28 protein-coding genes are annotated in these 25,400 nt (G+C 54.1%); 13 read left to right on the forward strand and 15 right to left on the reverse strand.

Features of this window, described 5'->3' with window-relative positions:
- The first annotated feature begins 46 nt into the window (after nucleotides 1-46).
- Nucleotides 47-151, forward strand: coding sequence for a small membrane protein YoaI (yoaI, locus tag LH86_RS22815; RefSeq protein ID WP_231562689.1), 105 nt, complete (start codon nucleotides 47-49; stop codon nucleotides 149-151).
- Here the strand turns inward: yoaI and LH86_RS13330 are convergent, their stop codons facing one another.
- Nucleotides 152-655, reverse strand: a complete 504-nt coding sequence (locus tag LH86_RS13330; protein WP_039302129.1) for a YbaK/prolyl-tRNA synthetase associated domain-containing protein — start codon at nucleotides 653-655, stop codon at nucleotides 152-154.
- Between the two features lie 93 nt (nucleotides 656-748).
- Here LH86_RS13330 and LH86_RS13335 point away from each other — a divergent pair, with 93 nt between their 5' ends.
- Nucleotides 749-1,552: a phosphotransferase family protein gene (locus tag LH86_RS13335; protein WP_039306171.1), complete on the forward strand. Its 804-nt coding sequence runs from the start codon at nucleotides 749-751 to the stop codon at nucleotides 1,550-1,552.
- On the opposite strand, the gene LH86_RS13340 is transcribed toward LH86_RS13335, so the two are convergent.
- The gene (locus tag LH86_RS13340) at nucleotides 1,549-1,995 is read right to left on the reverse strand and encodes an NUDIX hydrolase (protein ID WP_231562690.1); all 447 of its coding nucleotides are present in this window, start codon (nucleotides 1,993-1,995) and stop codon (nucleotides 1,549-1,551) included. The genes LH86_RS13335 and LH86_RS13340 overlap by 4 nt on opposite strands.
- Nucleotides 1,996-2,099: 104 nt before the next feature.
- On the opposite strand from LH86_RS13340, the gene LH86_RS13345 reads away from it, so the two are divergent.
- Nucleotides 2,100-2,525 (forward strand): GNAT family N-acetyltransferase, encoded by a 426-nt coding sequence (locus tag LH86_RS13345; RefSeq protein ID WP_039302132.1) that lies wholly within the window; start codon nucleotides 2,100-2,102, stop codon nucleotides 2,523-2,525.
- A 53-nt stretch (nucleotides 2,526-2,578) separates the two neighbouring features.
- Here LH86_RS13345 and LH86_RS13350 read toward each other — a convergent pair whose 3' ends face one another.
- The 3 genes from LH86_RS13350 to ycgZ form a co-directional block, all read right to left on the reverse strand.
- On the reverse strand, nucleotides 2,579-2,857 hold the full coding sequence (locus tag LH86_RS13350) for a biofilm development regulator YmgB/AriR family protein (protein WP_039296691.1): 279 nt from the start codon (nucleotides 2,855-2,857) through the stop codon (nucleotides 2,579-2,581).
- Between the two features lie 37 nt (nucleotides 2,858-2,894).
- Nucleotides 2,895-3,173: a hypothetical protein gene (locus tag LH86_RS13355; protein ID WP_039292158.1), complete on the reverse strand. Its 279-nt coding sequence runs from the start codon at nucleotides 3,171-3,173 to the stop codon at nucleotides 2,895-2,897.
- A gap of 158 nt (nucleotides 3,174-3,331) precedes the next feature.
- Entirely contained in the window at nucleotides 3,332-3,583 is a 252-nt protein-coding gene (gene ycgZ, locus LH86_RS13360; RefSeq protein WP_039292160.1) for a regulatory protein YcgZ, read from the reverse strand.
- A 307-nt stretch (nucleotides 3,584-3,890) separates the two neighbouring features.
- On the opposite strand from ycgZ, the gene LH86_RS13365 reads away from it, so the two are divergent.
- The 3 genes from LH86_RS13365 to LH86_RS13375 all read left to right on the forward strand — a co-directional run bounded on the left by LH86_RS13365 (nucleotide 3,891) and on the right by LH86_RS13375 (nucleotide 7,074).
- Entirely contained in the window at nucleotides 3,891-5,081 is a 1,191-nt protein-coding gene (locus tag LH86_RS13365; protein ID WP_039302135.1) for a diguanylate phosphodiesterase, read from the forward strand.
- A gap of 129 nt (nucleotides 5,082-5,210) precedes the next feature.
- Nucleotides 5,211-5,939: a MerR family transcriptional regulator gene (locus LH86_RS13370; protein ID WP_039302138.1), complete on the forward strand. Its 729-nt coding sequence runs from the start codon at nucleotides 5,211-5,213 to the stop codon at nucleotides 5,937-5,939.
- 385 nt (nucleotides 5,940-6,324) lie between these two features.
- Nucleotides 6,325-7,074, forward strand: coding sequence for an SDR family oxidoreductase (locus LH86_RS13375; RefSeq protein ID WP_039306177.1), 750 nt, complete (start codon nucleotides 6,325-6,327; stop codon nucleotides 7,072-7,074).
- A 99-nt stretch (nucleotides 7,075-7,173) separates the two neighbouring features.
- On the opposite strand, the gene LH86_RS13380 is transcribed toward LH86_RS13375, so the two are convergent.
- Together LH86_RS13380 and yeaG are read right to left on the reverse strand one after the other, a co-directional pair.
- Nucleotides 7,174-8,457: a YeaH/YhbH family protein gene (locus LH86_RS13380; RefSeq protein ID WP_039302141.1), complete on the reverse strand. Its 1,284-nt coding sequence runs from the start codon at nucleotides 8,455-8,457 to the stop codon at nucleotides 7,174-7,176.
- A 71-nt stretch (nucleotides 8,458-8,528) separates the two neighbouring features.
- Nucleotides 8,529-10,463, reverse strand: a complete 1,935-nt coding sequence (gene yeaG / locus LH86_RS13385) for a protein kinase YeaG (protein ID WP_008456669.1) — start codon at nucleotides 10,461-10,463, stop codon at nucleotides 8,529-8,531.
- A 424-nt stretch (nucleotides 10,464-10,887) separates the two neighbouring features.
- On the opposite strand from yeaG, the gene LH86_RS13390 reads away from it, so the two are divergent.
- Nucleotides 10,888-11,634, forward strand: coding sequence for a MipA/OmpV family protein (locus LH86_RS13390; protein WP_039302144.1), 747 nt, complete (start codon nucleotides 10,888-10,890; stop codon nucleotides 11,632-11,634).
- Between the two features lie 98 nt (nucleotides 11,635-11,732).
- On the opposite strand, the gene LH86_RS13395 is transcribed toward LH86_RS13390, so the two are convergent.
- Nucleotides 11,733-12,623 (reverse strand): D-hexose-6-phosphate mutarotase, encoded by an 891-nt coding sequence (locus LH86_RS13395; protein WP_039302147.1) that lies wholly within the window; start codon nucleotides 12,621-12,623, stop codon nucleotides 11,733-11,735.
- An 83-nt stretch (nucleotides 12,624-12,706) separates the two neighbouring features.
- A complete protein-coding gene (gene gapA, locus LH86_RS13400) occupies nucleotides 12,707-13,702 on the reverse strand; it encodes a glyceraldehyde-3-phosphate dehydrogenase (RefSeq protein WP_008456666.1) in 996 nt (331 codons plus the stop codon).
- Nucleotides 13,703-14,046: 344 nt separating this feature from the next.
- Here gapA and msrB point away from each other — a divergent pair, with 344 nt between their 5' ends.
- Together msrB and LH86_RS13410 are read left to right on the forward strand one after the other, a co-directional pair.
- On the forward strand, nucleotides 14,047-14,460 hold the full coding sequence (gene msrB / locus LH86_RS13405; RefSeq protein WP_039302150.1) for a peptide-methionine (R)-S-oxide reductase MsrB: 414 nt from the start codon (nucleotides 14,047-14,049) through the stop codon (nucleotides 14,458-14,460).
- 39 nt (nucleotides 14,461-14,499) lie between these two features.
- Nucleotides 14,500-14,781, forward strand: coding sequence for a YeaC family protein (locus tag LH86_RS13410; protein ID WP_039292230.1), 282 nt, complete (start codon nucleotides 14,500-14,502; stop codon nucleotides 14,779-14,781).
- 48 nt (nucleotides 14,782-14,829) lie between these two features.
- Here LH86_RS13410 and LH86_RS13415 read toward each other — a convergent pair whose 3' ends face one another.
- The 4 genes from LH86_RS13415 to sppA form a co-directional block, all read right to left on the reverse strand.
- On the reverse strand, nucleotides 14,830-16,104 hold the full coding sequence (locus LH86_RS13415) for a glycoside hydrolase family 18 protein (protein ID WP_039302153.1): 1,275 nt from the start codon (nucleotides 16,102-16,104) through the stop codon (nucleotides 14,830-14,832).
- A gap of 205 nt (nucleotides 16,105-16,309) precedes the next feature.
- Nucleotides 16,310-16,945, reverse strand: coding sequence for a bifunctional nicotinamidase/pyrazinamidase (gene pncA, locus LH86_RS13420; RefSeq protein WP_039302156.1), 636 nt, complete (start codon nucleotides 16,943-16,945; stop codon nucleotides 16,310-16,312).
- A 9-nt stretch (nucleotides 16,946-16,954) separates the two neighbouring features.
- The gene (gene ansA, locus LH86_RS13425) at nucleotides 16,955-17,971 is read right to left on the reverse strand and encodes an asparaginase (RefSeq protein ID WP_039302159.1); all 1,017 of its coding nucleotides are present in this window, start codon (nucleotides 17,969-17,971) and stop codon (nucleotides 16,955-16,957) included.
- A 97-nt stretch (nucleotides 17,972-18,068) separates the two neighbouring features.
- Complete coding sequence (sppA, locus tag LH86_RS13430) at nucleotides 18,069-19,919, reverse strand: signal peptide peptidase SppA (protein WP_039302162.1); 1,851 nt, start codon at nucleotides 19,917-19,919, stop codon at nucleotides 18,069-18,071.
- A 232-nt stretch (nucleotides 19,920-20,151) separates the two neighbouring features.
- Here sppA and LH86_RS13435 point away from each other — a divergent pair, with 232 nt between their 5' ends.
- Nucleotides 20,152-20,703 carry an NAD(P)H nitroreductase gene (locus LH86_RS13435; RefSeq protein WP_039302165.1) on the forward strand — a complete coding sequence of 184 codons (552 nt, stop codon included), beginning with the start codon at nucleotides 20,152-20,154 and terminating at the stop codon, nucleotides 20,701-20,703.
- A 46-nt stretch (nucleotides 20,704-20,749) separates the two neighbouring features.
- Here the strand turns inward: LH86_RS13435 and phoC are convergent, their stop codons facing one another.
- On the reverse strand, nucleotides 20,750-21,499 hold the full coding sequence (gene phoC / locus LH86_RS13440) for an acid phosphatase PhoC (protein ID WP_039302167.1): 750 nt from the start codon (nucleotides 21,497-21,499) through the stop codon (nucleotides 20,750-20,752).
- A 229-nt stretch (nucleotides 21,500-21,728) separates the two neighbouring features.
- On the opposite strand from phoC, the gene selD reads away from it, so the two are divergent.
- Genes selD through LH86_RS13455 form a run of 3 tightly spaced genes read left to right on the forward strand, consistent with a single transcriptional unit; the run spans nucleotide 21,729 to nucleotide 24,969 of the window.
- A complete protein-coding gene (gene selD / locus LH86_RS13445; RefSeq protein ID WP_039302169.1) occupies nucleotides 21,729-22,769 on the forward strand; it encodes a selenide, water dikinase SelD in 1,041 nt (346 codons plus the stop codon).
- 3 nt (nucleotides 22,770-22,772) lie between these two features.
- On the forward strand, nucleotides 22,773-24,767 hold the full coding sequence (locus LH86_RS13450) for a DNA topoisomerase III (protein WP_039302172.1): 1,995 nt from the start codon (nucleotides 22,773-22,775) through the stop codon (nucleotides 24,765-24,767).
- A complete protein-coding gene (locus LH86_RS13455) occupies nucleotides 24,724-24,969 on the forward strand; it encodes a YnjH family protein (RefSeq protein WP_231560128.1) in 246 nt (81 codons plus the stop codon). The genes LH86_RS13450 and LH86_RS13455 overlap by 44 nt, the downstream gene beginning before the upstream one ends.
- On the opposite strand, the gene LH86_RS13460 is transcribed toward LH86_RS13455, so the two are convergent.
- Nucleotides 24,935-25,345, reverse strand: coding sequence for a pyrimidine (deoxy)nucleoside triphosphate diphosphatase (locus LH86_RS13460; protein WP_039302174.1), 411 nt, complete (start codon nucleotides 25,343-25,345; stop codon nucleotides 24,935-24,937). The two genes, LH86_RS13455 and LH86_RS13460, sit on opposite strands and share 35 nt — an antisense overlap.
- Nucleotides 25,346-25,400 lie beyond the last annotated feature (55 nt).

Consider the following 25,400-nt stretch of genomic DNA (forward strand, 5'->3'; position numbering starts at 1 on the left):
ACAATTAAGCGATATGACAGCAGGAAACGGCTTACAGGAGAAAAGGATGGGCGATCCAGCGTTATTCGACACGATTTGCATCACTGCCGCGTTCTTCGGGATCGCTTCGGTACTGGTGCTGTCTGTCCTTTATCTCGAACGCTTCGGGTAGCTATTCGGGGCGGTGAAAATCGACCAGCTCCGGGCGCGCAATGCGCAAGTAATCCTGTGTATCCATCACCACTGACTTTTCCAGCAACCCTGCATTGAAGGCAATTTCCGAAAAACGCTCGAAAATAGACGGGTCGGCCACCAGCCGCAGCTGAGCGTGAAAGCTGAACGGCGGAATAGCGCCAAACACGCATCGCGTTAACTCATCCACTTCCGCCGGGCTTGCCAGCGACGCTTTCAGGCCGCCCAGATGCTGCGCCAGCAGGCTCAGATCCGCCTGTTTGTCTGCCGCCAGAATCGCCAGCACGTGCAGCTTGACGCCGTTGCCTTTCACTTTGCAGACCAGCGCCTTTGCGCCCTGGCCAAGCTCTGTGCCGCGGATCGCCGAGACCTCTTCACATTTCCCTGCCGCCACGTGGTTTACTACACGGTAACGAGCCTGTTGCTGCTGTAATAAATCGATAAGTTGCTGATGGACGTCTTCGCCTTTTGCGTGGGATGTCATTGTACTGCCTCTTGTCGTCTTTCTAAGTCTCTGCTTTGAATTTTCATCCTATCGCGATAATAGTTATCTGACATGCAAAAATTCGGGCAAAAGATGGCTAATAATGTACTGACGCAGATGGGAAATGCCCTCGTGTGTGAATGCGTTTTTCAGGGAAAACCTGCCGTTGAAAAGCGAAATGCATCCGAGGTTGAACTCGATTTTTATCAGTACCATGCCTCCGTGTTCAGGGCGGAGGGGCCTGGCATTCCCGACGTTTATTCCCTTAATCGCCAGACACGACGGCTGATCATCGAATTTATCCCGCAGCCTTGTTCGCTGGAAACGCTGACTGCCTCCCCCGATTTGTATGAGAAGCTGGCGTCGCTCCATCATTGCCAGATGAAACCCTCAGGAATTTTCAGGCGGCATCAGTGGAGGGATGATCAAATGGAGTTGGCACTAAGCCTGCTGAAATTTCCCCCAGAGCTCGAAGCAATGTTGCATCATTTCAAAGCTCACAGTGATGTGCTCTTTGAGCCGCAGCAATGGGTGTCGAGGGATTCAAATGCCGGAAACTGGGGACGCCGAGCCGGGGGCGAGTTAGTTTTATTTGACTGGGAGCGCTTTGGCCGTGGGAGCCCGGCGATAGATTTAGCGCCTCTGATTAAAGGAATGGGGGAACCGGCCAGTATTCACCTCATGGTAGCGAGATATCACCAAGTGGCACCTCAGTGGTCGAGGTCACACCTGACACGTCATGTGCTTTTGGCTAAAGCCTGGCTGGTGGTAGAAGTGCTGAATCTTCTTTCCCAAAGACATCCGCAAATGTTAACCCGGTATCTGGACTGGTATCAGGTTAACTTGCCGGCCTGGCTGCCACAGGCCCGGCATTTATGGCGCTCTACGTTCGCTTAGCTTAGCCAGCCATACTCTGAATAGATTTCACCGTCGATAATAGCGGTGATGGCCTGCTTCACATAGGGCACGGTGTTGACCGGTAATTGCCGGATATTCACCCAACGCAGTTCCGCGTGCTTATCCGGCTCGGCGATATAAGGCTCGCACTGCCAGGAAGAGCAGAGAAAGAAGTGGCCTATCCAGGAACTATCTTCGGTTTTAACATGCATCGAGTGAATCGACCTGAGGTTTACGGCCTCAATGATCACTCCCGTCTCTTCGTGGGCTTCTCTGACTGCGGCATTAAGCAGCGTTTCACCGCTTTCAAGACCGCCTGCGGGCAGGCTATAGAAGCCGTCCATCCAGCCGGTGTTCGCTCTGCGGATGAGACAAATTTCGTCGTTGCGGCGCAGGACGACAAATACGGCGACGGAAAGCTGGTAGCGTTCTCTTTTCATCATTTTCGACTCTTGCTTTTGTGGTCTGTGAATATATACAGTGTTTCTGGCCAGGCTCAACGCAAGAACTGGTAGGGTGACAATGGGCAATGTCAGTGAGGTACGCGATGTCGGGTTTCAAACTAGAAATTTCTGATCAAATCAGCGAGGAGTATTCGCTGCCCATCGAAGCGGGGCTCGGTGAGTTTAACGATGCGATGAGCGGGATAAACGATCGCCAACCGCTGGCGGTTGTGGTTCGTAGTCCTGAGAGCGGGAAGGTCGTTGGTGGGATGTTGGGGCGTTCGTCCCTCGGCGTACTGTTTATCGATCTGTTTTATTTACCGCCTGAGTTAAGAGCGCATGGATTAGGCAGTGAGATCCTGAGGACGTTTGAAGCAGAAGGGCGCAGGCGCGGCTGTGTGGCCGGTTTTTTATATACCATCAGTTTTCAGGCCCCGGATTTCTACCGCAAACATGGCTGGGAGGCATTTGGCAAAATCGACTGCTTGCCCGAAGGCACCAGCCGTTTCTTTATGAAGAAGACGCTGTAATGCAAAAATAATAAAGGCCGGTTCTGGCCGGCCCTCAACGTTCCGCGCACTTTTTAAATGTCATCCACGGTGTGACCGACAACAATCTCTAAAGCATTGCGATATACGTCGCACATGACGACATCTTGAGTCGTTTCGAGTGCGTCAACCAGCCAGATAATAATAGCTTTATTGGAAACAGTCTTATTGGCAGACAAAATAGCGGTGACAGCCTGACTGATGGCCGCATTTTCTTCCGCGTGCCGGTCTGCCGTGCTTCTTATAAAGTCGGATAATGCGTGATCTACGATTCCGGTGTGCATTGCAGAGGTATTGGAAATTAGCTGTGTCATAGTCATTCACCGTTTTTCAGTTGTTGGCCATGGGCCGCTAGTGGACATTTTTTGCGTTAGGTTGTTTCGTCTCAGCTGCGCCTGAACGCGCTTCTTTTTCTGTCTTTTCTGCCAGAGACCGCGAGAGGTTGCCCTCGATTTCAGCGATAACGTTCTGCAAAACCCTACGTCGCCGTGGCGTCTGCTCTGATATAAGCATCGCTTCTAATCTTGCAATTAAAGCTCGGGTGTTGATTGCGCTGGCGCTGTTTAGCAACGACAGCGCGGCTTCGCCGATAATCTCGTCCGTTAATTGTTCATCGTCGCTTCTCTTCACTTTGTCACTCCTGATTTCCTCGCCATGGGGTCAATACCGCTGGCATGAAGTCATTAGCCGGAGTCTGAGAATGAGGAAGAACTTAGTCTTTATACTTCAGGGCTTCTCTCCCGCCAGGGAGCGTAAGCATTGCTCTGTGAGAACTCCGGGCTGGTTGTTTACTGGCTAGTGAAAAGCATGCCCAGCAGAGCCTGATAATGCTTTTCTTCTTCCGGTTCAGAAACGCGATCCAGGCGAGAAAGCAATTTCGTACAGATCGCTTTTCTGTTCAGGTTGCGCCCATCACTGAGAATTTCGAGCACGATTTGCCCCATCGTTTCCTGCTGAGACAGCGGCGCTACGCCATTGAAATAGCGAGTAATATCATTTTCTACGCTGTTCTGGCCTGGTGTAAAAGTGTTCTGTCGCATAAATCGCTCCTGTAAGTTCACACTTTGCAAGATGTTAATTAAGTTATGCAATTGCTATAAAAACTGTACATAAAAGTGTATTACTTCGCTTGCTATTTTTTGACTAAAAGTGCTAATCATTTATTATCAATATCTTATTTGTTTTATTTTTTGGTTTACTGATACATAAAATTGTACATACTGCTTAAAGGTAAATGACGAGCAAAACACTCCATGTTGTTAAGTTGTTTAGTCTTTGTTGAGTTTGTGGCGACGTCAGGGCGGGGATCTGTTAAGTTAATCCCTTAACCTTTCGCTGGAACCCGCCATGCTCACGACAGTTATCTACCGTAGCCACATCCACGCCAGCACGCCGTTTGAGGTTTTGGAGGCGATGGTTTCCGCGGCAAATACAAAAAATATTGACGCTAATGTGACGGGAATTCTGCTTTTCAACGGCAGGCATTTCTTTCAACTATTGGAAGGCCCGGAAGAGGGCGTGCAGAAGATTTATCACGCTATTTGTAAAGACCAGCGCCATTACAACATTGTTGAGTTGCTTTGCGATTACGCCCCAGCCCGTCGCTTTGGGCGAGTGGGGATGGAGCTTTTTGATTTAAGAGAGCATGATAAAAACGATGTCTTGCAGGTCGTTTTGGAAAAAGGGACTAGCCGATATCAACTGGCTTACGATGACCGGGCCTTACGTTTTTTCCGGACCTTTATCGAATCGACGGAAAAAGAGAACTATTTTGAAATCCCTCCGCGTGATGCGTGGGAATTTATTCTTGATGAGCCAGGTCATCCGGTATCAAGTCAACAAACGCTGCATGAAAAGATAGTTTTTCAACCGATTGTTGATCCAATGGCTCGTACTGTAGCGGCAGTAGAGGTGTTGACCACGGACGCTAATCCAGCGGCAAAGGAAGGGGGCGATGTTTACCAGGCTGAGCTGCTGAATGCGAAGGCTGCTTTTGCCGCAGCATGCGCCGCTAATATTGGCTTGCAAACGCTCTGTATTAATTTGCTGCCGATGACGTTGGTCATGATTCCTGACGCCGTGGAACAAATGCTGGCGGATATCGGGGCAAAAGGACTTGTTCCCGAGCAGGTGGTTATTGAGTTTACCGAAAGCGAAATTATGCCGCAGATGGATGCGTTTACCGATGCTATCAGGCAGCTTAAATCGGCCGGTATCAAGCTTGCGATTGATGATTTTGGCGTCGGCTTTGCGGGGCTGCAGCTGCTGGCACAGTTTCAGCCTGAGAGGCTTAAAATTAATCAGGCGCTGATTCGGGGGATTCATAAAAGTGGGCCACAGCAGGCGATTATCCAGGCCATAATCAAATGCTGCGCCTCGCTTGAAATCGCGGTTTCAGCCACGGGTATTGAGCAACCGGAAGAGTGGATGTGGCTCGAGGCTGCCGGTATTTCTCATTTTCAGGGGGATTTGTTTGCTAAACCCTGCGGCCACGGAGATTTCCGTATTGCCTGGCCGGAGCGTAAAGCAGAGCTGTGATATTTGCCGCAGGTCGTGTCTCAAAGGGATCAGATTTCACTTGTACAACTCGTAAAAAAATTGTACACATTGAACAGATTGACTGATGTTTCAATGGAGACGTGGGATCTGTGTACGGGGAGGGACACTATGGCCTATTACACTATCGGTGATGTGGCAGAGCGATGTGGCATCAACCCGGTCACCCTGCGTGCCTGGCAGCGCCGTTACGGCTTGCTGAAGCCCCAGCGAAGCGAGGGGGGACATCGACAGTTTGATGATGCGGATATCCAGCGCATCGAAGAAATCAAATACTGGATGAGCAAAGGCGTTTCAGTAGGCAAAGTAAAAGCCCTGCTGGAGCGTAATCATGTGCCCGAAGAGCAGCTGTGGTTGACGCTGCAAGAAGAAATGATGCTTCTGGTCAGGAAAGTTAATCCGACAAAGCTGCGTGAGAAAATTATTTCTCTGAGCCGGGAGCACAGTGCTGACCTGCTAATTGATAACCTCTTACTCCCTGTAAGGCAAAAACTCAGCCAGGATGAATCCACGGCTTTGTTGATGCGCAGCCTGCTGGATGGCGTGTTGATCCGCCATTGCGCCCAAAGTCTGGCAGAGGTGCAGAGCCAGAGTGGCGAAGAAATCCTGCTGATTGGCTGGCAGACTGACGATCGGGCTGCGTTATGGCTGGAAGCATGGCGTTTGTCCCGCAGAGGTCTGAGCGTGAACGTATTTGCCGAGCCGGTGGAAACCTTGCGTCCGGAGCTTTTTCCTGGGCAGCCTATTTTTCTATGGACGGGAAAAGCATTACTGGCCGCCCAGCAAGAACAGATCCTCCACTGGAAGCAGTGGGGATACGACATTGAACTCCATCAATAAGCAGGCGTCAGCCTGATTCAGGTTATTCCCCCGTTTTCTATAAAAAGCCGGTGAAGCGCCGGTTTTAAGCTTTTCCTTATCCGCTGCAAACCGATCCGTTTCAGGCACACCTCTCAACGTGGGATAGCCTTAAAAACTTCCAAAACGCCTTCTCCAAATGTTGAAGGCTTGTCATTTCGCGCACCCTATCCGGTTTTGCCGGGCCCGCCATAACGCATTTATCCATCAATAAGTTAATTAAAAAGCAAGAAACAGAGTTTTTATGGCATAGCCTGGACATAGGCTTACGGATAAGCCGCTGAAATCAAACGGCGACACGCATCAAGAAAATGAACAGAAGATTCAAAATGAGTTTCGGAATCTCATTAATGAAATGGGGAAAGTGATGAAATTACTTGAAGGTAAAGTCGCTGTGATTACTGGCGCCTCGGAAGGTATTGGACGGGCTGTTGCTATTTTGTTTGCTCAGCATGGCGCTTCGTTGATTCTGAATGCGAGGAGTCAGGCACCGCTGGATGCGCTGGCGGCGGAGCTTCGTTCCGTTGGCAGTGATGTCAGGATTTTTGTCGGGGACGCAGGCGAAGAGAAAACGCATGCTTCAATCGCCGCCCTGGCTGCTGATGCATTCGGCGGTATCGATATTGCGGTCAATAATGCCGGTACAACGGGCGCTATCCGTCCACTGGCAGAGATCGCCCCTGACGAATGGCAGCATACGCTGACCGTTAACCTGACAGCGGGTTATCTCGGTGCCCGGAGCCAGATCCCGTTGATGCTCAAACGAGGTGGGGGTTCTCTTATTTTTATCTCCAGCTTCGTCGGTACCAGCGTAGGTCTGCCGGGAATGGCCGCATATGCGGCGGCTAAGGCCGGGCTGATGGGGCTGGTGAAGGGCCTTACCGCAGATTATGCCGGGCAAGGCATCCGTGCCAATGCCTTGCTGCCTGGAGGAACGGAAACCCGAATGGCTGGTGATGAGCATCAGAAAGCCTGGGCTGCGGGGCTGCACGCGTTGAAACGTCTGGCACAGCCGGAAGAGATAGCCAGCGCCGCACTGTTTCTGGCGAGTAATATGTCGAGTTTTGTGGCTGGTTCAGCCCTGTTTGCCGACGGGGGAAATGCTGCTGTTAAATAGAAAGCCGTTTGAACATTGACTTTAGAAATGCATGAACCTGTTGCCAATTGAATCCGTTTGGCAACAGGTTTTTATCTTATAACATACTGATTTTATTAACTAGCTATGAGAGTCTGAAGTCTGTTTCTGGAACAGTTCCCGGAACACAGGATAAATATCATCCTGATCCCGGATGTGCTGCATCGCGAAGTTATCGAAGGTGGCCTGCAGATTTTCGTACTCGCGCCACAGGGTCTGGTGCGCCCGGCGGGTGATTTCGATGTAGCTGTAGTAACGCACCACCGGCAGCAGTTTTTTCGCCAGGATCTCATGGCACAGCGGCGAGTCGTCTGCCCAGTTGTCGCCGTCCGAAGCCTGCGCGGCGTAGATGTTCCACTGCGCCGGATCGTAGCGTTCCTGCACCACTTCATCCATCAGCTTCAGGGCACTGGAAACAATGGTCCCACCGGTTTCCTGTGAGTAAAAGAACTCGTGTTCGTCCACCTCTTTCGCCTGGGTATGGTGGCGAATATAAACCACCTCCACGTTTTTATAGGTCCGGCTCAGGAACAGATAGAGCAGGATATAAAAGCGCTTGGCCATGTCTTTTGTCGCCTGGTCCATCGAACCGGAGACGTCCATCAGGCAGAACATTACCGCCTGGCTGGAAGGTTCCGGGCGTTTCTCGTAATTCTTGTAGCGGAGATCGAAGGTGTCGATAAACGGCACGCGGGCAATTTTTTCCCGCAGCTCTGCAATCTCTTTACGCAGACGCTCCTCTTCCAGCAGCTGAGCAGGTTCGCTGCGGCTGACGGTGTCGAGGGTCTCTTCGAGTTCGTGCAGCAAACGGCGTTTACCCGCGCTCATCGCCGTGCGCCGCGCCAGCGAGTTTTGCAGCGAGCGAACGACGCTGATGTTGGCCGGGACGCCGTTCGAGGTGAAACCGGCGCGATGAGATTTAAATTCGGTGATCTGCCGGTGCTGGTTGCGTTTCAGGTTAGGCAGCGCCAGGTCCTCGAACAGTAAGTCGAGATATTCATCTTTGGAAATCTGGAAGACGAATTCATCCTGACCTTCGCCGTCCTGACTTGCCTGACCCTGGCCGCTACCACCGCCACCGCCTCCGCCCTGAGGGCGCTCAATGCGGTCATTTTGTACAAAGTGGTCGTTGCCGGGATGGACGCGATGGCGCAGGCCGCCGCGACCCTGATGAAACATCGGTTCGTTGATATCCTCAATGGGGATGGACACGGATTCGCCGCTGTCCACGTCGGTCACCGAACGCTTGTTGATGGCCCCGGAAATCGACTGTTTGATCTGCGCCTTATAGCGGCGCAAGAAGCGCTGGCGGTTGACCGCGCTCTTGTTTTTGCCGTTAAGCCGCCTGTCTATGAAGTAGGCCATAGTTCCCCCAACTGCTTATGCCAGGTGCGCAAACAGGCCACGCCGCCCGGCGTGACCTGCATGAAACTCCCTTAAGAAGACTTACGAACCCGCAGATACCATTCACACAGCAGGCGAACCTGCTTGCGGGTGTAGCCTTTCTCCATCATCCGATCGACAAAATCATCGTGTTTCTTCTGCTCGTCGGTGGAGGTTTTGGCGTTGAACGAGATAACGGGCAGCAGCTCTTCGGTGTTCGAGAACATTTTCTTCTCGATAACCGTGCGCAGCTTCTCGTAGCTGGTCCAGTTTGGGTTGCGACCATTATTATTGGCCCGGGCACGCAGCACGAAGTTGACGATTTCGTTACGGAAATCTTTCGGGTTGCTGATGCCGGCCGGTTTTTCAATTTTCTCCAGCTCCGCGTTCAGAGATTCCCGGTCAAACAGCTGGCCGGTATCCGGGTCGCGGTACTCCTGATCCTGAATCCAGAAATCAGCGTAGGTGACATAACGGTCAAAAATGTTCTGCCCGTACTCTGAGTAGGACTCGAGATAAGCGGTCTGGATCTCTTTGCCGATAAATTCCGCATATTTCGGAATCAGGTAGCCTTTCAGGTATTCCAGATATTTTTCCGCCTGATCCTGCGGGAACTGCTCGCGCTCGATTTGTTGCTCCAGCACGTAGAACAGGTGAACCGGGTTCGCCGCCACTTCAACGTGGTCAAAGTTGAACACGCGGGAGAGGATTTTAAAGGCGAAGCGCGTTGAGAGCCCGTTCATGCCTTCATCGACCCCGGCGTAGTCCCGGTATTCCTGGTAGGACTTGGCTTTCGGGTCGGTGTCTTTCAGGCTTTCTCCATCATAGACGCGCATTTTCGAGTAGATGCTGGAGTTTTCCGGCTCTTTCAGGCGCGACAGAATAGAGAAGCGAGAAAGCGTTTCCAGGGTGCCCGGGGCGCAAGGCGCGTGGGACAGTTCGCTGTGGTTGAGCAGCTTCTCGTAGATTTTGATCTCTTCCGAGATGCGCAGGCAGTAAGGCACCTTGACGATGTACACGCGGTCAAGGAAGGCCTCATTGTTCTTGTTATTACGGAAGGTAACCCACTCGGATTCGTTCGAGTGCGCAAGAATAATGCCGTTAAACGGCAGGGCGGAGATGCCTTCTGTGCCGTTGTAGTTCCCTTCCTGGGTGGCGGTCAGCAGGGGGTGAAGCACCTTGATGGGCGCTTTAAACATCTCCACAAATTCCATGATGCCCTGGTTGGCCCGGCACAGCGCCCCGGAATAGCCGTAAGCATCCGGGTCGTTTTGCGCGTGATGTTCCAGTTTGCGGATATCCACTTTACCGACCAGCGCAGAGATGTCCTGGTTGTTCTCATCGCCGGGCTCGGTTTTGGCGATGGCAATCTGGGCCAGAATGGACGGCCAGACTTTGACCACGCGGAATTTGGTGATGTCGCCGCCAAATTCGCTCAGGCGTTTGGCTGCCCACGGCGACATGATGGTGCCGAGGTAGCGGTTAGGGATGCCATATTCTTTTTCCAGAATGGAGGCGTCTTCCTGCGGATTGAACAGGCACAGCGGATGGTCGTTGACCGGGCTGCGTTCGCCATTGGCGCTCAGCACGTAAATAGGGACGCGCTGCATCAAGGCTTTCAGGCGTTCGGCCAGCGATGATTTACCGCCGCCCACCGGCCCCAGCAGATAGAGAATTTGTTTCTTCTCTTCCAGCCCCTGGGCCGCGTGTTTCAGGTAGGCCACGATCTGCTCGATAGCCTCTTCCATGCCATAAAACTCTTCAAACGCCGGATAACGGGCAACCACCCGGTTTGAAAAGAGACGGGACAGCCGTGGCTCTGTGGCAGTGTCTACCATCACTGGTTCACCAATGGCCGTCAATAGCCGTTCTGCCGCATTCGCGTAGGCACTGCGATCTTGTTTACAGATAGCAAGAAATTCCTGCAGTGTGAACTCTTCGTCCTTGGCAGCTTCATAACGCTGGCGATAGTGATCGAATATATTCATGGCATGCCGTCCTTTCGTTTTTAGCACAGGTTAAAGAGCCGTTGGTATGTGTAATAGAGGCTCCCCGGAAGACGTCTGCTAAATGAACAGCAACCCTTGTGCCAGGTTGAAACCGGGCGCTCACGCTGCCGTCTCAGCGATTCACCTTCCTAAAATAAAGCGTAGATGGCATTTGCAAAACTTGCATACGGCCAACGCTCAATTTCAATGACATATCAATAACTCATCCTAAAAATTTCGTATTTGAGATAAGCGACAGGGTTCGCTTTCATCTGGCTGACATAAAGCTGAAAATCCGCCGTCATCTGATGGCGGGATGCTAATAAGTTGGTTGAAGGTTGTGACTAAGTAAATTATTTGGGATGGGAGCCAAGGGCGGTTACACTTCCTGCGCTGATTATTTGATTAAAGGACTGAAAGGATTGTGACCAAATTCAAACTTCTCGCATTAGGCGTACTGCTTGCCTCCTCCGTTACCGCTGCGCACGCAGAGGGCCCGTGGTCTATCGGTGCGGGGGCGTTGGTTTCGCCAAACCCTTACAAAGGTGACCAGAACCGCGTCTACCCGGCACCTCTGCTGGGCTATGAAGGTGACAATTTCTACTTCCGCGGTTTTAACGCGGGTTACTATTTGTGGAATGACCAGGCCGACAAGCTGTCCGTAACCGCCTACTATTCGCCGCTGCATTTCAGGCCGAAAGACAGCAACTACGACAGCATGCGTGCGCTGGACTACCGTCATTCTACCGTGATGGCTGGCCTGTCCTGGGTACATAACACCGATTATGGCTTCCTGCGTACCGTGCTGGCCGGGGATATCCTCGACAACAGCAACGGCATCACCTGGGATACTGCCTGGCTGTACCGCTACAACGCGGATAGCCTGACGGTGACGCCGGGGATTGGTATCGTTTGGGACAGCAAGAATCAAAACGACTACTACTATGGCGTGAGCGGCAAGGAATCCAACCGCAGCGGCCTGAATGAGTACGACGCGGGTAACAGCTGGTCGCCGTATGTTGAGCTGTCCGTCAACTACAAGCTGAACGCCGACTGGAACGTGTTCGGTATGGGCCGCTATATGCGTTTGTCCAAAGAAGTGACCGACAGCCCAATGGTCGACAGCAACTGGACCGGTGTGCTGCTGACGGGTGTGAACTACAGCTTCTAATTGGTGCAACTTACGCACTAAAACGGGGCGCTGGCGCCCCGTTTGCTTTTCTATGGGGCAGAGGCTTGCCGCCTTTGCCCTAAGCTGGTGAAAGGCGCTTAGCCTTTCTTCGCCACGCTGATTGTCTGACTCAGACGAGTCGGTTTTTCCGCACTGGCTTTCTGCTTTTTAGATGCACAGGCGGTTTCTACGCAGACGAAGGTTTTGTAGCCGTCATCCGGCATATCGCCCATCGAAACGGACAGCGCCGGGCCAGGGTTCCAGCCCACCACGTTGTAATGATGGTGATGAACCACGTTCAGCGTGCGCTTCAGGTGGCTTGCATCGTGAATGACGCTGCACTCTTCTGGCTCCAGGTAAAGACGATCGGTGCGGTCAGGGAACGTTTGTACGCCGTCAGTCAACTGACCTGCGGCTTCATTCAGCACCTTATCGATATACGGATTACCCAGGCCGCTGACTTTCACGTTCGCGATGTCGCCGACGTTGAAGTAGGTGTGCAGGGCGGAAGTGGTTTCGAACTCACCGTGTGCTTCCAGCTCGATTTCACAGGTTTTGCCCAGTTTGAAGCGGGCATACAGCGTGAATTCATGTGGCCACAGCTTCAGCGTCTCTGCATTGTTATGTAGCTCAAAGGTCAGCACTACGCCGTTGGCGTCTTCGTTGTGCGCGCTCAGCGTCCACGGCTGGTTGCGTGCAAAACCGTGCGCTGGCAGACCAGCCTGTTCCGCCGGACCAAACCACGGCCAGCAAATCGGTACGCCGCCGCGCAGCGCTTTGCCTTTATGGAACGGCGTGATGTCGCTCAGCCACAGCACCTCATCTTCGCCGGCAGGCTGCCAGGAGAGCAGGTGTGCACCCTGGAGCGCGAAAGATGCCCGCACCTGCGGGTGATCAACGACGATGACGTCCAGCTCATCGTTGACGCGGCGGGTAAGGGTAGGGGTAATTTGTTCGACGACCGGAAGTGCAAAAATTTTATTAATCATTTCTTTTTTCCTTAGTCCTGGTGATTTGGGGCAAAAAAAAGAGCGACCGAAGTCGCCCTTTAGGATCAGATACTCATCTCAACTTATTTGGAGATGTGAGCGATCAGATCCAGTACTTTGTTGGAGTAGCCAGTTTCGTTGTCGTACCAGGAAACCAGTTTCACAAAGTTGTCGTTCAGTGCGATACCCGCTTTAGCATCGAACACGGAAGTCAGTACTTCGCCGTTGAAGTCGGTAGAAACTACGTCATCTTCGGTGTAACCCAGAACGCCTTTCATTGCGCCTTCGGAAGCAGCTTTGATTGCTTTCTTAATTTCTTCGTAAGAAGCAGCTTTTTCCAGACGAACAGTCAGGTCAACAACGGATACGTTAGGGGTTGGAACGCGGAACGCCATACCAGTCAGTTTGCCTTTCAGCTCTGGCAGTACAACGCCTACAGCTTTAGCAGCACCGGTAGAAGAAGGGATGATGTTCTGAGCTGCGCCGCGGCCGCCGCGCCAGTCTTTGTGAGACGGGCCATCAACGGTTTTCTGAGTTGCGGTAGTTGCGTGAACAGTGGTCATCAGGCCTTCAACGATACCGAAGTTGTCGTTGATAACTTTAGCCAGTGGTGCCAGGCAGTTGGTGGTGCAGGATGCGTTGGAAACGATGTCCTGGCCTGCGTATTTTTCGAAGTTAGCACCGCGAACGAACATTGGGGTGTTGTCTTTGGAAGGACCAGTCAGAACAACTTTTTTCGCGCCAGCAGTGATGTGCTTACGAGCGGTTTCGTCAGTCAGGAACAGACCAGTTGCTTCAGCAACAACGTCAACGTTCACTTCGTTCCACTTCAGGTTAGCCGGGTCACGTTCTGCGGTAACACGGATAGTTTTACCGTTAACAACCAGGTTGCCGTCTTTAACTTCTACAGTACCGTTGAAACGACCGTGGGTTGAGTCGTACTTCAGCATGTAAGCCATATAGTCAGCGTCTAACAGGTCGTTAATTGCAACGATTTCGATGTCAGAACGTTCCTGAGCAGCACGGAAAACGATACGGCCGATACGACCAAAACCGTTGATACCTACTTTGATAGTCATAGTATTCCACCAGCTATTTTTTAGTGAATAAAAGGTTGGCTGTAAAATTACAAAAACCTTACGCAGCGTCAAGCGGAATCGTGTCAATCATTGCGACAAATCAATCCTGTGGCCAGGGTTTGTACGACTGAACGCCTCACGCTTCCTTTTGGGCTTAAATCCAAATGGGGACGATGCGGGGGATTTTAAACGCCAGTCCCAACAATAATGTGACTCACGTCACGCTTTGTGCCGTGCCAGAATTTCAGGGCTAAGTTTAGAACAAAAAGCAGCACGGCGTTGTTAATTTTTTGTTAGAATAGCGCCGTGAGCTGTCCCAATTGAACTGACCGAGATGTACGCCTATGTCTAATCAATTACCCCCTGATTCAAATAAGAAAAACCTCAGCGAAATGCAATACTACGTGACCCAGAAGCACGGTACTGAACCGCCGTATTCAGGGCGTTTGCTGCATAACAAGCGTGACGGGATTTATCACTGCCTGGTGTGTGAAGCCCCGCTGTTTCTTTCGGAAACAAAATACGACTCAGGCTGCGGCTGGCCTAGCTTCTATGAGCCTGTCAGCCCCGATGCTATCCGCTATCTGACCGATAATTCCCACGGCATGGAGCGCGTTGAAATCCGCTGCGGCACTTGCGATGCACACCTGGGGCATGTGTTCCCGGATGGCCCGCAGCCGACCGGGGAGCGGTATTGTGTTAATTCGGCCTCTCTGAGCTTCACCGACGGGCAAAACGGTGAGCAGGTTGAAGGTTGAAGAATCGATTCAGCTAATTATTCCGCGACGGGGTGCCAAATGAGCAATCTGGATGAAATGTTGAGCGTGATGACGCCGGAGATTTATCAACGCCTGGCGACCGCGGTCGAACTGGGAAAGTGGCCCGATGGCGTGGCGCTGACCCAGGAGCAAAAAGACAACAGTCTCCAGTTGGTGATGCTATGGCAGGCGCGCCACAACACGGACGCGCAGCACATGACTATCGACACTAACGGCCAGATGGTGATGAAGAGCAAGCAGCAGCTGAAAGCGGAGTTTGGCATTGAGCCTGCGCCGTTTGTGACGATGAAGCTGCAATAAACAAAAAGGGAGACTCGCTGGTCTCCCTTCGTTTTTCTGCGTTAACCGCTACTTAGCGTGATCGATACCCAGCGATTCGGCGAGCTGTTTTGCCAACTGGTTGTTGTCATCTGCGCCATATTCCCAGAACATCGCGCCTCCTAAACCTTTCTCCTTGATGTACTCGGCTTTAATTTTCACCGAACGCGGATTCTCGTAGGAAATGGCGAACAGCGGTTTCCCTTCAGCAGACTTCAGCGTCAGGTATGGCACCTTCGCGTCGTCATCCCACTCTTCGGTAAAGCGCTTCTGCGGATCGTTCAGCATTTTCTTCACCAGGTCGTTGTATTTGACGTAAGTGTCTTTCGTCAGATCCACGCCCAGCCCGGTTTTAAACAGCTCGAGTTCGCGCTCGCCGAAGTAGGGCTGTGTGACCGGGTTTTTCTGCGCGTCTGGTTTTGACCAGTCAATGCCAGGCTCTACGGCGCGCTTAGGTACGCGGCCATAGAAGCCGATACCGAGGTTCATCTGCTGCGGTTTCAGCCCGGCTGCGAGGTAGTTATTGACCACGAAATCCGCGCTGTACTTGTCGGCTTCCGCCACGGTCGGCCACTTTTTCGAATCATAGAGATTCGAGTTGAAGTACTGTGTGCCGTACGCCATGTCGTAGGTCATCAGGTTGATGTAGTTCAGCACCGGCGCAATGGCTTTTACATCAACCCAGCTTTTCGGGCTTTCGGCATTGGCCCCGACGGCAATGGTAACCAGTTTTTTATCACCCACGGCTTGACGCAGCTCTTTCAGCAGTGCGGTGAAATTATCGCGGTCTGCGTCCAGTTTATCCACCAGGCCCCACGCGCCATTTACCGGGAACTCCCAGTCGAGATCGATCCCATCCAGGCCATATTTGTCCATCACTTCCTGCACGGAGCGGATAAACACCGCACGGTTTTCAGGCGTTGCTGCTGCGGCAGAGAAACCGCGAGCGCCCCAGCCGCCAACGGACAGCAAGATTTTCAGCTGTGGATTCTGTTTCCGCAGTGCCGGCAGGGTTTCAAGGTCGGAGACAACTTTCGGGGAAAGGTAGATTTGATGCAGTTTTGACGAGTCTTTCAGGGCTTCGTTGGTTTCGCCTTTCTCGTCGTTATAAATCAGGCCAAAGGAGTAATTGAGGTGGGTGATCTGGCGAACATCAAGCTTATTGATATCCCCACCGGGACCGGCAGTGACGTCGCCGCCGCCGTTGAAGTAACCCACGGAAAGCAAAGATTCAGCCTGCGCAACGCCGCTGCAGGCGAGCGTCACCGCGGCCACCAGCGGTAACATTTTACGTGTGAATGACATAATGATTCCTCTTTGACGGGCACAACATTAAAGCTCCCCGGCCACGCTTAACAGACGAAAACGGCGGAAAGCGAAATCAGCTAACGTGCTGAATAAATTCACTGAATATGATTATGAGAGCGCTCCCAGGTGAGGGCGAGCAAAAAAAGCGTAGATTGTGAGCGGAATCGATACAACAGTGTGGGGCGAGGGGCCGCCCCTACAATTATTGGCAGGTAAAATCGGCGAAGGTCATTAACGTAGCGCCCTCAACCGCCATATCCTGGAATGCCTCCAGGCTGCTCTGGGGTTGCAGGTTCACGCCGCGACAGCCATCGGTTATGACGGTCACTTCATAACCCAGCTCCAGCGCGTCCAGCACGGTAAATTTCACGCAGAAATCCGTTGCCAGCCCCAACACAACCAGGCTGCGGATGTCGTGCTCGCGTAGCCAGGCATCCAGCTCGGTTTGCTGCCGGTGGCCGTTATCGAAAAACGCGCTGTAGCTGTCGATAGCCGGATTTTGGCCTTTATAGACGATCTTATCGACGCCGGAAGCCTTCAGCAGCGGGTGAAGTTTCGCCCCTTCGCTGTTTTGAATGCAGTGATCGGGCCACCAGGTTTGCGGCAGGCCGTCAAGCATACCCTCAGAAAAAGGTGCAGTGCCTTGTGTACTGGCGAAACTTCCATGCTTTGCCGGGTGCCAGTCTTGAGTGGCAACCACGTTTTCTCCGCGGGCGTTAAACAGTCCGATAAGCTGGTTAGCGACCTCAACGGTGCAGTCGCCTTCCGGGACGGCGAGCGTGCCACCGGCACAAAAATCGTTTTGCAAATCAATCAACAGCAACGCACGTTGCGCCATTGGCGTTCCTTATTCGTCAGGAGTGAGTTCACCACGCAGGTTTTGCGACATCGCATCACGGATCGCCTGAGCATCCAGGCCCTGGCTCAGCAGGTAGTGAAGCTTGGTGAGCGTCGCTTCTACCGTCATATCGAACCCGCTGATAACGCCGGCCTGCGCCAGCGCGTTGCCGGTGGCATAGCCGCCCATGTTCACTTTGCCGGACATACACTGCGTGAGGTTAACCACCACGATGCCGCGCGCGCTGGCTTCCTGCAACTCTTTAATGAACGCGCCTTGCTGCGGGGCATTTCCCACGCCATAAGATCGCAGAATCAGCGCTTTCACCGGCTGACGCAGGAAGTTGCCCACGACGTCGGCAGAAATGCCCGGATAGATGGTGACCACGCCAATCGGCTGCGGCGTGATCGGGTGAACAATCAGCTCACCTTCACCGTGTGGAGCCGGTGGTGTGTTCAGCTTCCGGATGTGGATCCCGGCTTCCAGCAGCGGCGCAAGGTTAGGCGAGGCAAAGGCATCAAAGCCGTCAGCATGAGCTTTGGTGGTGCGGTTCCCGCGATAGAGACGATTGTTGAAAAACAGCGTCACTTCGTTGATCGGGTAGTTAGCCGCCACGTACAGCGAATTGAGCAGGTTGATTTGCCCGTCAGAACGCAGCTCCGCCAGCGGGATCTGTGACCCCGTGACGATCACCGGCTTGCTGAGGTTCTCCAGCATGAAGGAGAGCGCCGAGGCGGTAAACGCCATGGTATCCGTGCCGTGCAGGATCACGAAGCCGTCATACTCGTCGTAGTGGGCTTTGATGTCGTCGGCGATGTGCTGCCAGTCTTCTGGCGTCATGTCCGAAGAGTCCATCAGCGGATCGTATTCGTGGATCGTGAAGTCCGGCATTTCCGGGCGATGGAATTCAGGCATCATCGCCAGCTGGCGCTGAAGGTGGCCGGAAACAGGAATGTAACCGTGTTCTGAACGCTGCATCCCGATAGTACCGCCGGTGTAGGCAACGTAGATAGATTTCTTTGGCATAGTTTTGCTCGAGGCTTTCGATATTTGCGGCAGAGTATAGAGAGGATGGCGGAAAAAAAAAGCCCGGTTTAACCGGGCTTTGATGCATTTGAGTAAATTAACGCACATCGCCGCAGGTGAGGCAGAAGGCGTAACGGTTTTGCGGGTCGTTCATGGTGCCGAATTTGTCATTCTGGGCTTTGACCGCCAGCGCGGCATCGGCCAGCGGGGCTGGCAGATAAGCCTGAATAGCCTGCGGCAGCGCGGCGCGTACCGAGCCGGTCATGGCGTTAAAGACCATGTCGGTGAAGGTCGCGTCATCCTGCCAGAATGCCAGGTGCCAGCTTTTCAGCTTCGCCAGCTCCGCGGCTTTGGCGACGGCATCGTCGAAGTCACCCAGGCTGTCCACCAGGCCGTTGGCTTTGGCATCTTCCCCGGTCCAGACGTGGCCCTGAGCAATCTGATCGATTTGCTCCGGCGTTTTCTTACGGGAAGCCGCCACCAGGCCAATAAAGCGCTTGTAGCCATTGTCGATGCTAAGCTGCATCATCTGCTGCACTTCAGGCGGCAGCTTCTTGGTTACGGCCACATCAGCCAGCGGCGACGTTGACACACCGTCGGTATGCACACCAATCGCATCAAGGGTGTTTTCAACGGTGTTAATGACGCCGAAAATACCAATTGAGCCGGTCAGGGTGCTTGAGTTGGCGATGATGTAGTTCGCCGGGGTGGAAATCCAGTAGCCACCGGATGCTGCCATGCCGCCCATTGAAACCACAATTGGTTTCCCGGCTTCCCGCGCAGCGACAAGCTCTTCACGGATGGTTTCGGACGCAGTGACGCTGCCGCCAGGGCTGTTCACGCGGAAGACAATGGCTTTCACCTTCGGATCCAGACGCGCTTCACGAATCTGCATCGCCGTGGTGTCGCCGCCGACCTGGCCTGGGGTTTCTTCGCCGTCCATGATCGCGCCGTTGGCGAAGATCACTGCGATGGCATCGCCTTGTTCAGACGGTTTTTTCACGGTGTAGTCGTAAATGCTGGTGTAGCTAAAGTCTTTGTTCGCTTTGCTCCAGCCGAACTGTTTCACCAGCGCCTTATCCACGACTGCACTGCTTGCCAGCTCGTCCACCAACTTGTTGTCCAGGGCATATTTTGCGGTATCGCCACCTAACTTCTGCAGGTTATCCAGCAGCGCCTGAGCGCCCGGGAAAGCCTGCTGAGCGGTGATCTGGCGGTTGGCCGCGATGGTATTCAGGTAGTTTTGCCACAGCTCGCCAATCCAGCGGCTGTCAGCGTCGCGGGCGGCAGGGGACATATCATCGCGGATATACGGTTCAACCGCTGATTTGTATGTGCCAACGCGGAAGACGTGGGTCGAGACCTTCAGCTTATCCAGCAGGGTTTTGTAATACAGCGCGTTAGTGGCGAACCCGTGCAGGTCAACCATGCCCTGCGGCGAGAGCCAGATTTTATTGGCAAAGCTTGCCAGGTAGTACTGGCTCTGGTTGTAGCTGTCGCCCATCGCATAAACCGGCTTGCCGCCGTCGCGGAACTCGCGCAGCGCTTTGCCGATATACTGCATTGAAGGCTGATCGGCCCCGGCGAAATCTTTCAGATCCAGCACGATGCCGGTGATGTTGCGGTCATCTTTTGCCTGACGAATGGCGTCGACGATGTCGAACAGGGAATTCTCCTGCAGACGATCAGAGCTGGCGCCCACCAACTGGCGGCCAATCACGCCCAGCTTATTGCTGACCGACGGTTTGTCTACCACCACGCCGGTGATGTCCAGCAGCAACGCCCCGCGCGCAGGCTCTGCAGGCGTGCTTTTTACCTGCATCCAGATGCCGACACCGACCAGGATCAGCAGGATAAGGAACAAGTTGAGAATAAATTCCCGAATAAAATTAAGCAGACGCCAGGTCCACTTAAAAAAGCCGCTAATAAATCGCCCAATGGTGCGCATGTTTTCTCCATAACCTTCAACAGGGGTATTACCCGCACGCCGCAATGAAGCTGGCTAAAGCGGCGAAAGTAAAGGCTATCCTAAAGAGAGGGCGAGGAAATGTCAGCAGGAAATCGGGGCGGCGCTGTAACAAAAACTACGGCTGTGTTAATTTTGTGAATGAAAATCATTTAACGGACTGGGGCAACCTCCGCGCTTTGCCAGTCATTTCATGTCAGTAAGGGGCTTTTAAATGGATGCACTTGAACTTTTGATTAACCGCCGTAGCGCGTCCCGCCTGGCCGAGCCGGCTCCGGCGGGTGAAGTGCTGGAAAACATTCTGCGTGCCGGGATGCGCGCGCCGGACCACGGTACGCTCCAGCCGTGGCGCTTCATTGTTATTGAAGGGGAAGGGCGCGAGCGCTTTGCTCAGCTTTTAGAGAAAGCAGCCATTGCCGCTGGCATGGACGAAAAAAGCGTTGAAAAGGCGCGTACATCGCCGTTCCGCGCCCCGCAAATCATTGCCGTGGTCGCACATTGCGATGCTAATCATAAAGTACCGGTGTGGGAGCAGGTGGTTTCCGCAGGTTGTGCGGTGATGGCGATGCAGATGGCGGCGGTGGCTCAGGGCTTTAACGGCATCTGGCGCAGCGGCGCGTGGACAGAAAATGACATGGTTCGCGAAGGTCTGGGTGGCCGTGAGCAGGACAAAGTGGTGGGCTTCCTTTACCTGGGCACGCCGCAGTTGAAAGCATCCACGACTATCAGTACTCCGGACACGTCAGCGTTTGTGTCTCACTTCTGATTGAGCGTCATCCTGCCGGGCATCTACCCGGCAGGGACTTCACGTCTTATTTCTTCTGCTGTTTCGCAAACTCGTCTTTCGCTTTCTGCAGCTGCTGCTGGAAGGCGGCGTTGGTATGCAGCGTAGCCACTACGGCAGACCCCACGACGCGAGCGGCATCAATGTCGCTCTGCCAGTGGTAGCCGCAAATTACGCGGCTTTGCCCCAGCTCAAAGCCGCGTTTCAGGATCTCGTTCTGGCGCTGCGGGTTGATTTCCGCCAGCACCAGCGCGGTGGCCCAGCCAATTGAGGTATGCCCGGACGGATAAGAGCCATTTTTCGACAGCTTATCCTGCTCTTTGGTATTACAGGTCGGCACGCCATAGAAGGCAAATGGGCGAATGCGCATGTACTTTTCTTTTGCGCCGCGCGTGGCGAGGTCGCCGGCGTCCTCAATCATGTTGGTCAGCAGCTTGTGCAGTTCCGGCGCATCTTTTTCGGTAATTGGCGAGCCAAACGCGCCGGAGAAAGCGTTAGCCACGCCGCCGCCGCTCAGGTTGGCATCTTCTTCGGCCAGTTTGCCGCGTTCGGTGGCGCGCAGCAGGCGGCCTTTCTCATACATCGCCTGATCGTTCAGGAACGCAATGCTGCCGATTTCCGGCGGCGGTGGCAGCAGCGCCAGGCTGTCAATGGCCTGGGCGTTGGTCAGGTAATAAAGGTCGGGCTTGGTGGTGGCGTCATTTCCCGGAGGGGCAAGGGCAAAGGCCGCAGAGGAGAACAGGCCAGCAATACAGAAGGCTAATACACGCTTTTTCATTTTTATTCCTTACTTGCGTTAGTTGTCCAGTGAGTTGCCAGATGGTTGTAACATTTCTGTCATATTCGAGTAAAAGAGCGTATTGGCAAAATGCGGCCTGGCTTCACAAAACGTCCGTATTGCCTGCATAGTGAGCAACGGCGAGCGAATTAGGATTGCCAGACTTACCACCAGGGAGTTTGAGCGCTACCATATTGGGTACAGAATTTGGCAAAGAAAGGAAAAGTCCATGAAGCAAACCGTTCGTTTGACCCAGTACAGCCACGGCGCAGGATGCGGCTGCAAAATTTCCCCGAAGGTGCTGGAAACCATCCTGCACAGCGAGCAGGCGAAGTTTGTCGATCCTAATCTGCTGGTGGGGAACGAAACCCGCGACGATGCGGCGGTTTACGACCTGGGCAACGGCACCGGTATCATCAGCACCACTGACTTCTTCATGCCAATCGTGGACGATCCCTTCGACTTTGGCCGCATCGCGGCGACCAACGCCATCAGCGACATCTACGCGATGGGCGGGAAACCGATCATGGCGATCGCTATTCTCGGCTGGCCGATTAATACGCTTGCACCGGAAATTGCCCGTGAGGTTATCGAAGGCGGGCGTTTTGTCTGCCAGCAGGCGGGGATTTCGCTGGCCGGTGGCCACTCGATTGACGCCCCTGAACCGATTTTTGGCCTCGCGGTAACCGGCGTCGTGCCAACCGAGCGAGTGAAGAAAAACAGCTCTGCCGAAGCCGGCTGTAAGCTGTACCTGACTAAACCGCTGGGCATTGGCGTGTTGACCACCGCCGAGAAAAAATCCCTACTGCTGCCAGAGCACAAAGGCCTGGCGGCAGAAACCATGTGCCAACTGAACAAAGTCGGCGCGGAGTTTGCCGACATTGCAGGCGTGACCGCGATGACCGACGTCACTGGTTTTGGTCTGCTGGGCCACCTGAGCGAAATGTGCGAAGGGGCGGGCGTTCAGGCGGAAGTGTGGTACGAATGTGTGCCAAAACTGCCGGGCGTGGAAAGCTACATCGAGCAGGGCTGCGTGCCCGGCGGAACTTCCCGCAACTTTGCCAGCTACGGTCAACTGATTGGCGAGATGCCTGAAGCATGGCGTAACCTGCTGTGCGACCCACAAACTTCCGGCGGCCTGCTGCTGGCCGTTCGTGCTGATGCCGAAGCCGAAGTTTTCGCGGCTGCCGAGCGCAACGGCATTAAGCTTAGCGCTATCGGTGAACTGAAAGATGCCCGCGCTGGCCGCCCAATGATCGAGATCCGTTAATTCATGCGGCTGTTTATTGCGGAAAAACCAAGCCTTGCACGAGCCATTGCTGACGTGCTGCCTAAGCCCCATCGTCGCGGCGATGGGTTTATCGAATGCGGCAACGGCCAGGTGGTGACCTGGTGTATTGGCCACCTGCTGGAGCAGGCGCAGCCGGACGCCTACGACGGGCGATATGCCCGCTGGAACCTTGCTGATTTGCCTATCGTGCCGGAAAAGTGGCAGCTTCAGCCTCGCCCCTCCGTGACTAAACAGCTTAACGCGATTAAAAAGCTGCTGGCTCAGGCCACCGAAGTGGTTCACGCGGGTGACCCCGATCGTGAAGGGCAACTGCTGGTGGACGAAGTGCTGGACTACCTCCAGCTGGCACCAGAAAAGCGCCTGCAGGTGCAGCGCTGCCTGATCAACGACCTTAACCCACAGGCCGTGGAGCGGGCGATTTCCCGTCTGCGCGCCAACAGCGAGTTTATTCCGCTTTGCGTTTCGGCGCTGGCCCGCGCCCGTGCTGACTGGCTGTACGGGATTAACATGACCCGCGCCTACACCATTCTCGGGCGAAATGCGGGCTACCAGGGCGTGCTGTCCGTGGGCCGCGTCCAGACGCCGGTGCTGGGACTGGTCGTGCGCCGCGATGAAGAGATCGAGAATTTCGTCGCCAAAGATTATTTCGAAGTGAAAGCCCACATCGTGACGCCAGCGGACGAGCGCTTTGTGGCGGTGTGGCAGCCGAGTGAATCCTGCGAACCCCATCAGGACGAAGAAGGCCGATTGCTGAACCGCAAGCTCGCGGAGCACGTCGTGGCGCGTATCAACGGCCATCCGGCGCTGGTCACGGCCTATAACGATAAACGGGAATCGGAAATTGCACCGCTGCCGTTTTCGCTGTCGAGCCTGCAAATTGAGGCGGCGAAACGCTTTGGGCTGAGCGCCCAGAACGTGCTGGATATTTGCCAGAAGCTCTACGAAACCCACAAATTGATCACCTATCCGCGTTCCGACTGCCGCTATCTGCCCGAAGAGCACTTTGCCGGACGGCATGCGGTGATGAACGCCATCGGCGTACATCAGCCAGATTTGCTGCCGCAGCCGGCGGTGGATGCTGACCTGCGTAACCGCTGCTGGGATGATAAAAAAGTGGACGCCCACCACGCGATTATTCCGACCGCCCGGAGCACTTCAATTTCATTAAATGAAAATGAGGCTAAAGTTTATGGCCTGATCGCCCGTCAATACCTAATGCAGTTCTGTGCCGACGCCGTATTCCGCAAATGCACCATCGATCTGGATATCGCCGGAGGCAAATTTATTGCCAAAGCGCGTTTCCTTGCCGAAGCGGGTTGGCGTGCGCTGCTGGGCAATAAAGAGCGTGATGAAGAGAATGACGGCACACCGCTGCCGGTGGTCGCTAAAGGCGACGAGCTGCTGTGTGAGCATGGCGAAGTGGTGGAACGGCAAACTCAGCCGCCGCGCCACTTTACCGACGCGACGCTGCTCTCCGCGATGACCGGGATTGCGCGTTTTGTGCAGGATAAAGATCTGAAAAAGATCCTGCGCGCCACGGACGGATTAGGCACCGAGGCGACACGAGCCGGGATCATCGAACTGTTATTCAAACGCGCGTTCCTGGTCAAGAAAGGGCGCTATATTCATTCTACGGAAGCCGGGCGGGCGCTGATCCACTCGCTGCCGGAGCTGGCCGCCAGGCCGGACATGACCGCGCACTGGGAATCAACGCTAACGCAAATCAGCGAAAAGCAGTGCCGCTATCAGGACTTTATGCAGCCGCTGGTGCAAACGCTTTATGACCTGATTCATCAGGCGCGAACCACGCCGGTACGCCACGCATTTAAGGGCATCAAAGCCCAGGATGACGGAAAAAAAGCAAAACGTTGGGCCAAAAAAGAGGGAAGTGATGATGCCAGTAAAAAGCCTGCTCGCCGCCGTCGTGGGGCTAATGATGAGTCTGCCAGCGATGGCGGTGCAGCCCCGTCAGCCTGACGTTGACGTGGTGATCCCACCGGAAGTGTTCACCAACAGCAATCAGCCGCAGACGCCACCCTGCAACCAGTGCTGTATTTATGAAAACAAAAACTATTCCGAAGGGGCGGTGGTGAAAACGGAAGGTATTTTGTTGCAGTGCCAGCGTGATGACAAAGTCTTAGGGACTAATCCGCTGGTCTGGCGCCGCGTGAAGCCATAAACGCTTTCAGTAGCGGGATATCCGCCGGGGCGAGGGCATAGTCAAGCGCCTCCGGCGGTTCACACCAGACCAGCTCGCTGTGGCAATGGGCGCCTGGTTCGCCGCGAAAGGTGTCCACATGCCAGGCGTGCAGATGAATCATTCTCCCGCTCACTTCGCGCTGATGGCTGGCCACGTAGCCGCTAATTTGCGCGGTAATTCCCAGCTCTTCCAGTAGCTCCCGCGCCAGCGCTTCGGGCTGCGTTTCCCCCGTTTCTACTTTCCCGCCAGGAAATTCCCACAGGCCGGGCTGATCGCCATTTTCAGCGCGACGGGCGAGCAGGATTTTGCCTTCGCGCTCGATAATAGCCGCGACAACATCAAGGTTTTTTAACATGGGTGTCCATTCTCTGTGGGGCTGGCGTGGCATAATACTCGCCCTGACATGCCAG

Origin of the sequence: Cedecea neteri, assembly GCF_000758325.1 — a bacterium.
Classification (GTDB): domain Bacteria; phylum Pseudomonadota; class Gammaproteobacteria; order Enterobacterales; family Enterobacteriaceae; genus Cedecea; species Cedecea neteri_B.

What these genes read in the sequence shown, in the direction of transcription:
- yoaI (WP_231562689.1), top strand. Translation starts at nt 47, where the DNA reads ATGGGCGATCCAGCGTTATTCGACACGATTTGCATCACTGCCGCGTTC.
- LH86_RS13330 (WP_039302129.1), bottom strand. Translation starts at nt 655, where the DNA reads ATGACATCCCACGCAAAAGGCGAAGACGTCCATCAGCAACTTATCGAT.
- LH86_RS13335 (WP_039306171.1), top strand. Translation starts at nt 749, where the DNA reads ATGGCTAATAATGTACTGACGCAGATGGGAAATGCCCTCGTGTGTGAA.
- LH86_RS13340 (WP_231562690.1), bottom strand. Translation starts at nt 1,995, where the DNA reads ATGATGAAAAGAGAACGCTACCAGCTTTCCGTCGCCGTATTTGTCGTC.
- LH86_RS13345 (WP_039302132.1), top strand. Translation starts at nt 2,100, where the DNA reads ATGTCGGGTTTCAAACTAGAAATTTCTGATCAAATCAGCGAGGAGTAT.
- LH86_RS13350 (WP_039296691.1), bottom strand. Translation starts at nt 2,857, where the DNA reads ATGACACAGCTAATTTCCAATACCTCTGCAATGCACACCGGAATCGTA.
- ycgZ (WP_039292160.1), bottom strand. Translation starts at nt 3,583, where the DNA reads ATGCGACAGAACACTTTTACACCAGGCCAGAACAGCGTAGAAAATGAT.
- LH86_RS13365 (WP_039302135.1), top strand. Translation starts at nt 3,891, where the DNA reads ATGCTCACGACAGTTATCTACCGTAGCCACATCCACGCCAGCACGCCG.
- LH86_RS13370 (WP_039302138.1), top strand. Translation starts at nt 5,211, where the DNA reads ATGGCCTATTACACTATCGGTGATGTGGCAGAGCGATGTGGCATCAAC.
- LH86_RS13375 (WP_039306177.1), top strand. Translation starts at nt 6,325, where the DNA reads ATGAAATTACTTGAAGGTAAAGTCGCTGTGATTACTGGCGCCTCGGAA.
- LH86_RS13380 (WP_039302141.1), bottom strand. Translation starts at nt 8,457, where the DNA reads ATGGCCTACTTCATAGACAGGCGGCTTAACGGCAAAAACAAGAGCGCG.
- yeaG (WP_008456669.1), bottom strand. Translation starts at nt 10,463, where the DNA reads ATGAATATATTCGATCACTATCGCCAGCGTTATGAAGCTGCCAAGGAC.
- LH86_RS13395 (WP_039302147.1), bottom strand. Translation starts at nt 12,623, where the DNA reads ATGATTAATAAAATTTTTGCACTTCCGGTCGTCGAACAAATTACCCCT.
- gapA (WP_008456666.1), bottom strand. Translation starts at nt 13,702, where the DNA reads ATGACTATCAAAGTAGGTATCAACGGTTTTGGTCGTATCGGCCGTATC.
- msrB (WP_039302150.1), top strand. Translation starts at nt 14,047, where the DNA reads ATGTCTAATCAATTACCCCCTGATTCAAATAAGAAAAACCTCAGCGAA.
- LH86_RS13410 (WP_039292230.1), top strand. Translation starts at nt 14,500, where the DNA reads ATGAGCAATCTGGATGAAATGTTGAGCGTGATGACGCCGGAGATTTAT.
- LH86_RS13415 (WP_039302153.1), bottom strand. Translation starts at nt 16,104, where the DNA reads ATGTCATTCACACGTAAAATGTTACCGCTGGTGGCCGCGGTGACGCTC.
- pncA (WP_039302156.1), bottom strand. Translation starts at nt 16,945, where the DNA reads ATGGCGCAACGTGCGTTGCTGTTGATTGATTTGCAAAACGATTTTTGT.
- ansA (WP_039302159.1), bottom strand. Translation starts at nt 17,971, where the DNA reads ATGCCAAAGAAATCTATCTACGTTGCCTACACCGGCGGTACTATCGGG.
- sppA (WP_039302162.1), bottom strand. Translation starts at nt 19,919, where the DNA reads ATGCGCACCATTGGGCGATTTATTAGCGGCTTTTTTAAGTGGACCTGG.
- LH86_RS13435 (WP_039302165.1), top strand. Translation starts at nt 20,152, where the DNA reads ATGGATGCACTTGAACTTTTGATTAACCGCCGTAGCGCGTCCCGCCTG.
- phoC (WP_039302167.1), bottom strand. Translation starts at nt 21,499, where the DNA reads ATGAAAAAGCGTGTATTAGCCTTCTGTATTGCTGGCCTGTTCTCCTCT.
- selD (WP_039302169.1), top strand. Translation starts at nt 21,729, where the DNA reads ATGAAGCAAACCGTTCGTTTGACCCAGTACAGCCACGGCGCAGGATGC.
- LH86_RS13450 (WP_039302172.1), top strand. Translation starts at nt 22,773, where the DNA reads ATGCGGCTGTTTATTGCGGAAAAACCAAGCCTTGCACGAGCCATTGCT.
- LH86_RS13455 (WP_231560128.1), top strand. Translation starts at nt 24,724, where the DNA reads ATGATGAGTCTGCCAGCGATGGCGGTGCAGCCCCGTCAGCCTGACGTT.
- LH86_RS13460 (WP_039302174.1), bottom strand. Translation starts at nt 25,345, where the DNA reads ATGTTAAAAAACCTTGATGTTGTCGCGGCTATTATCGAGCGCGAAGGC.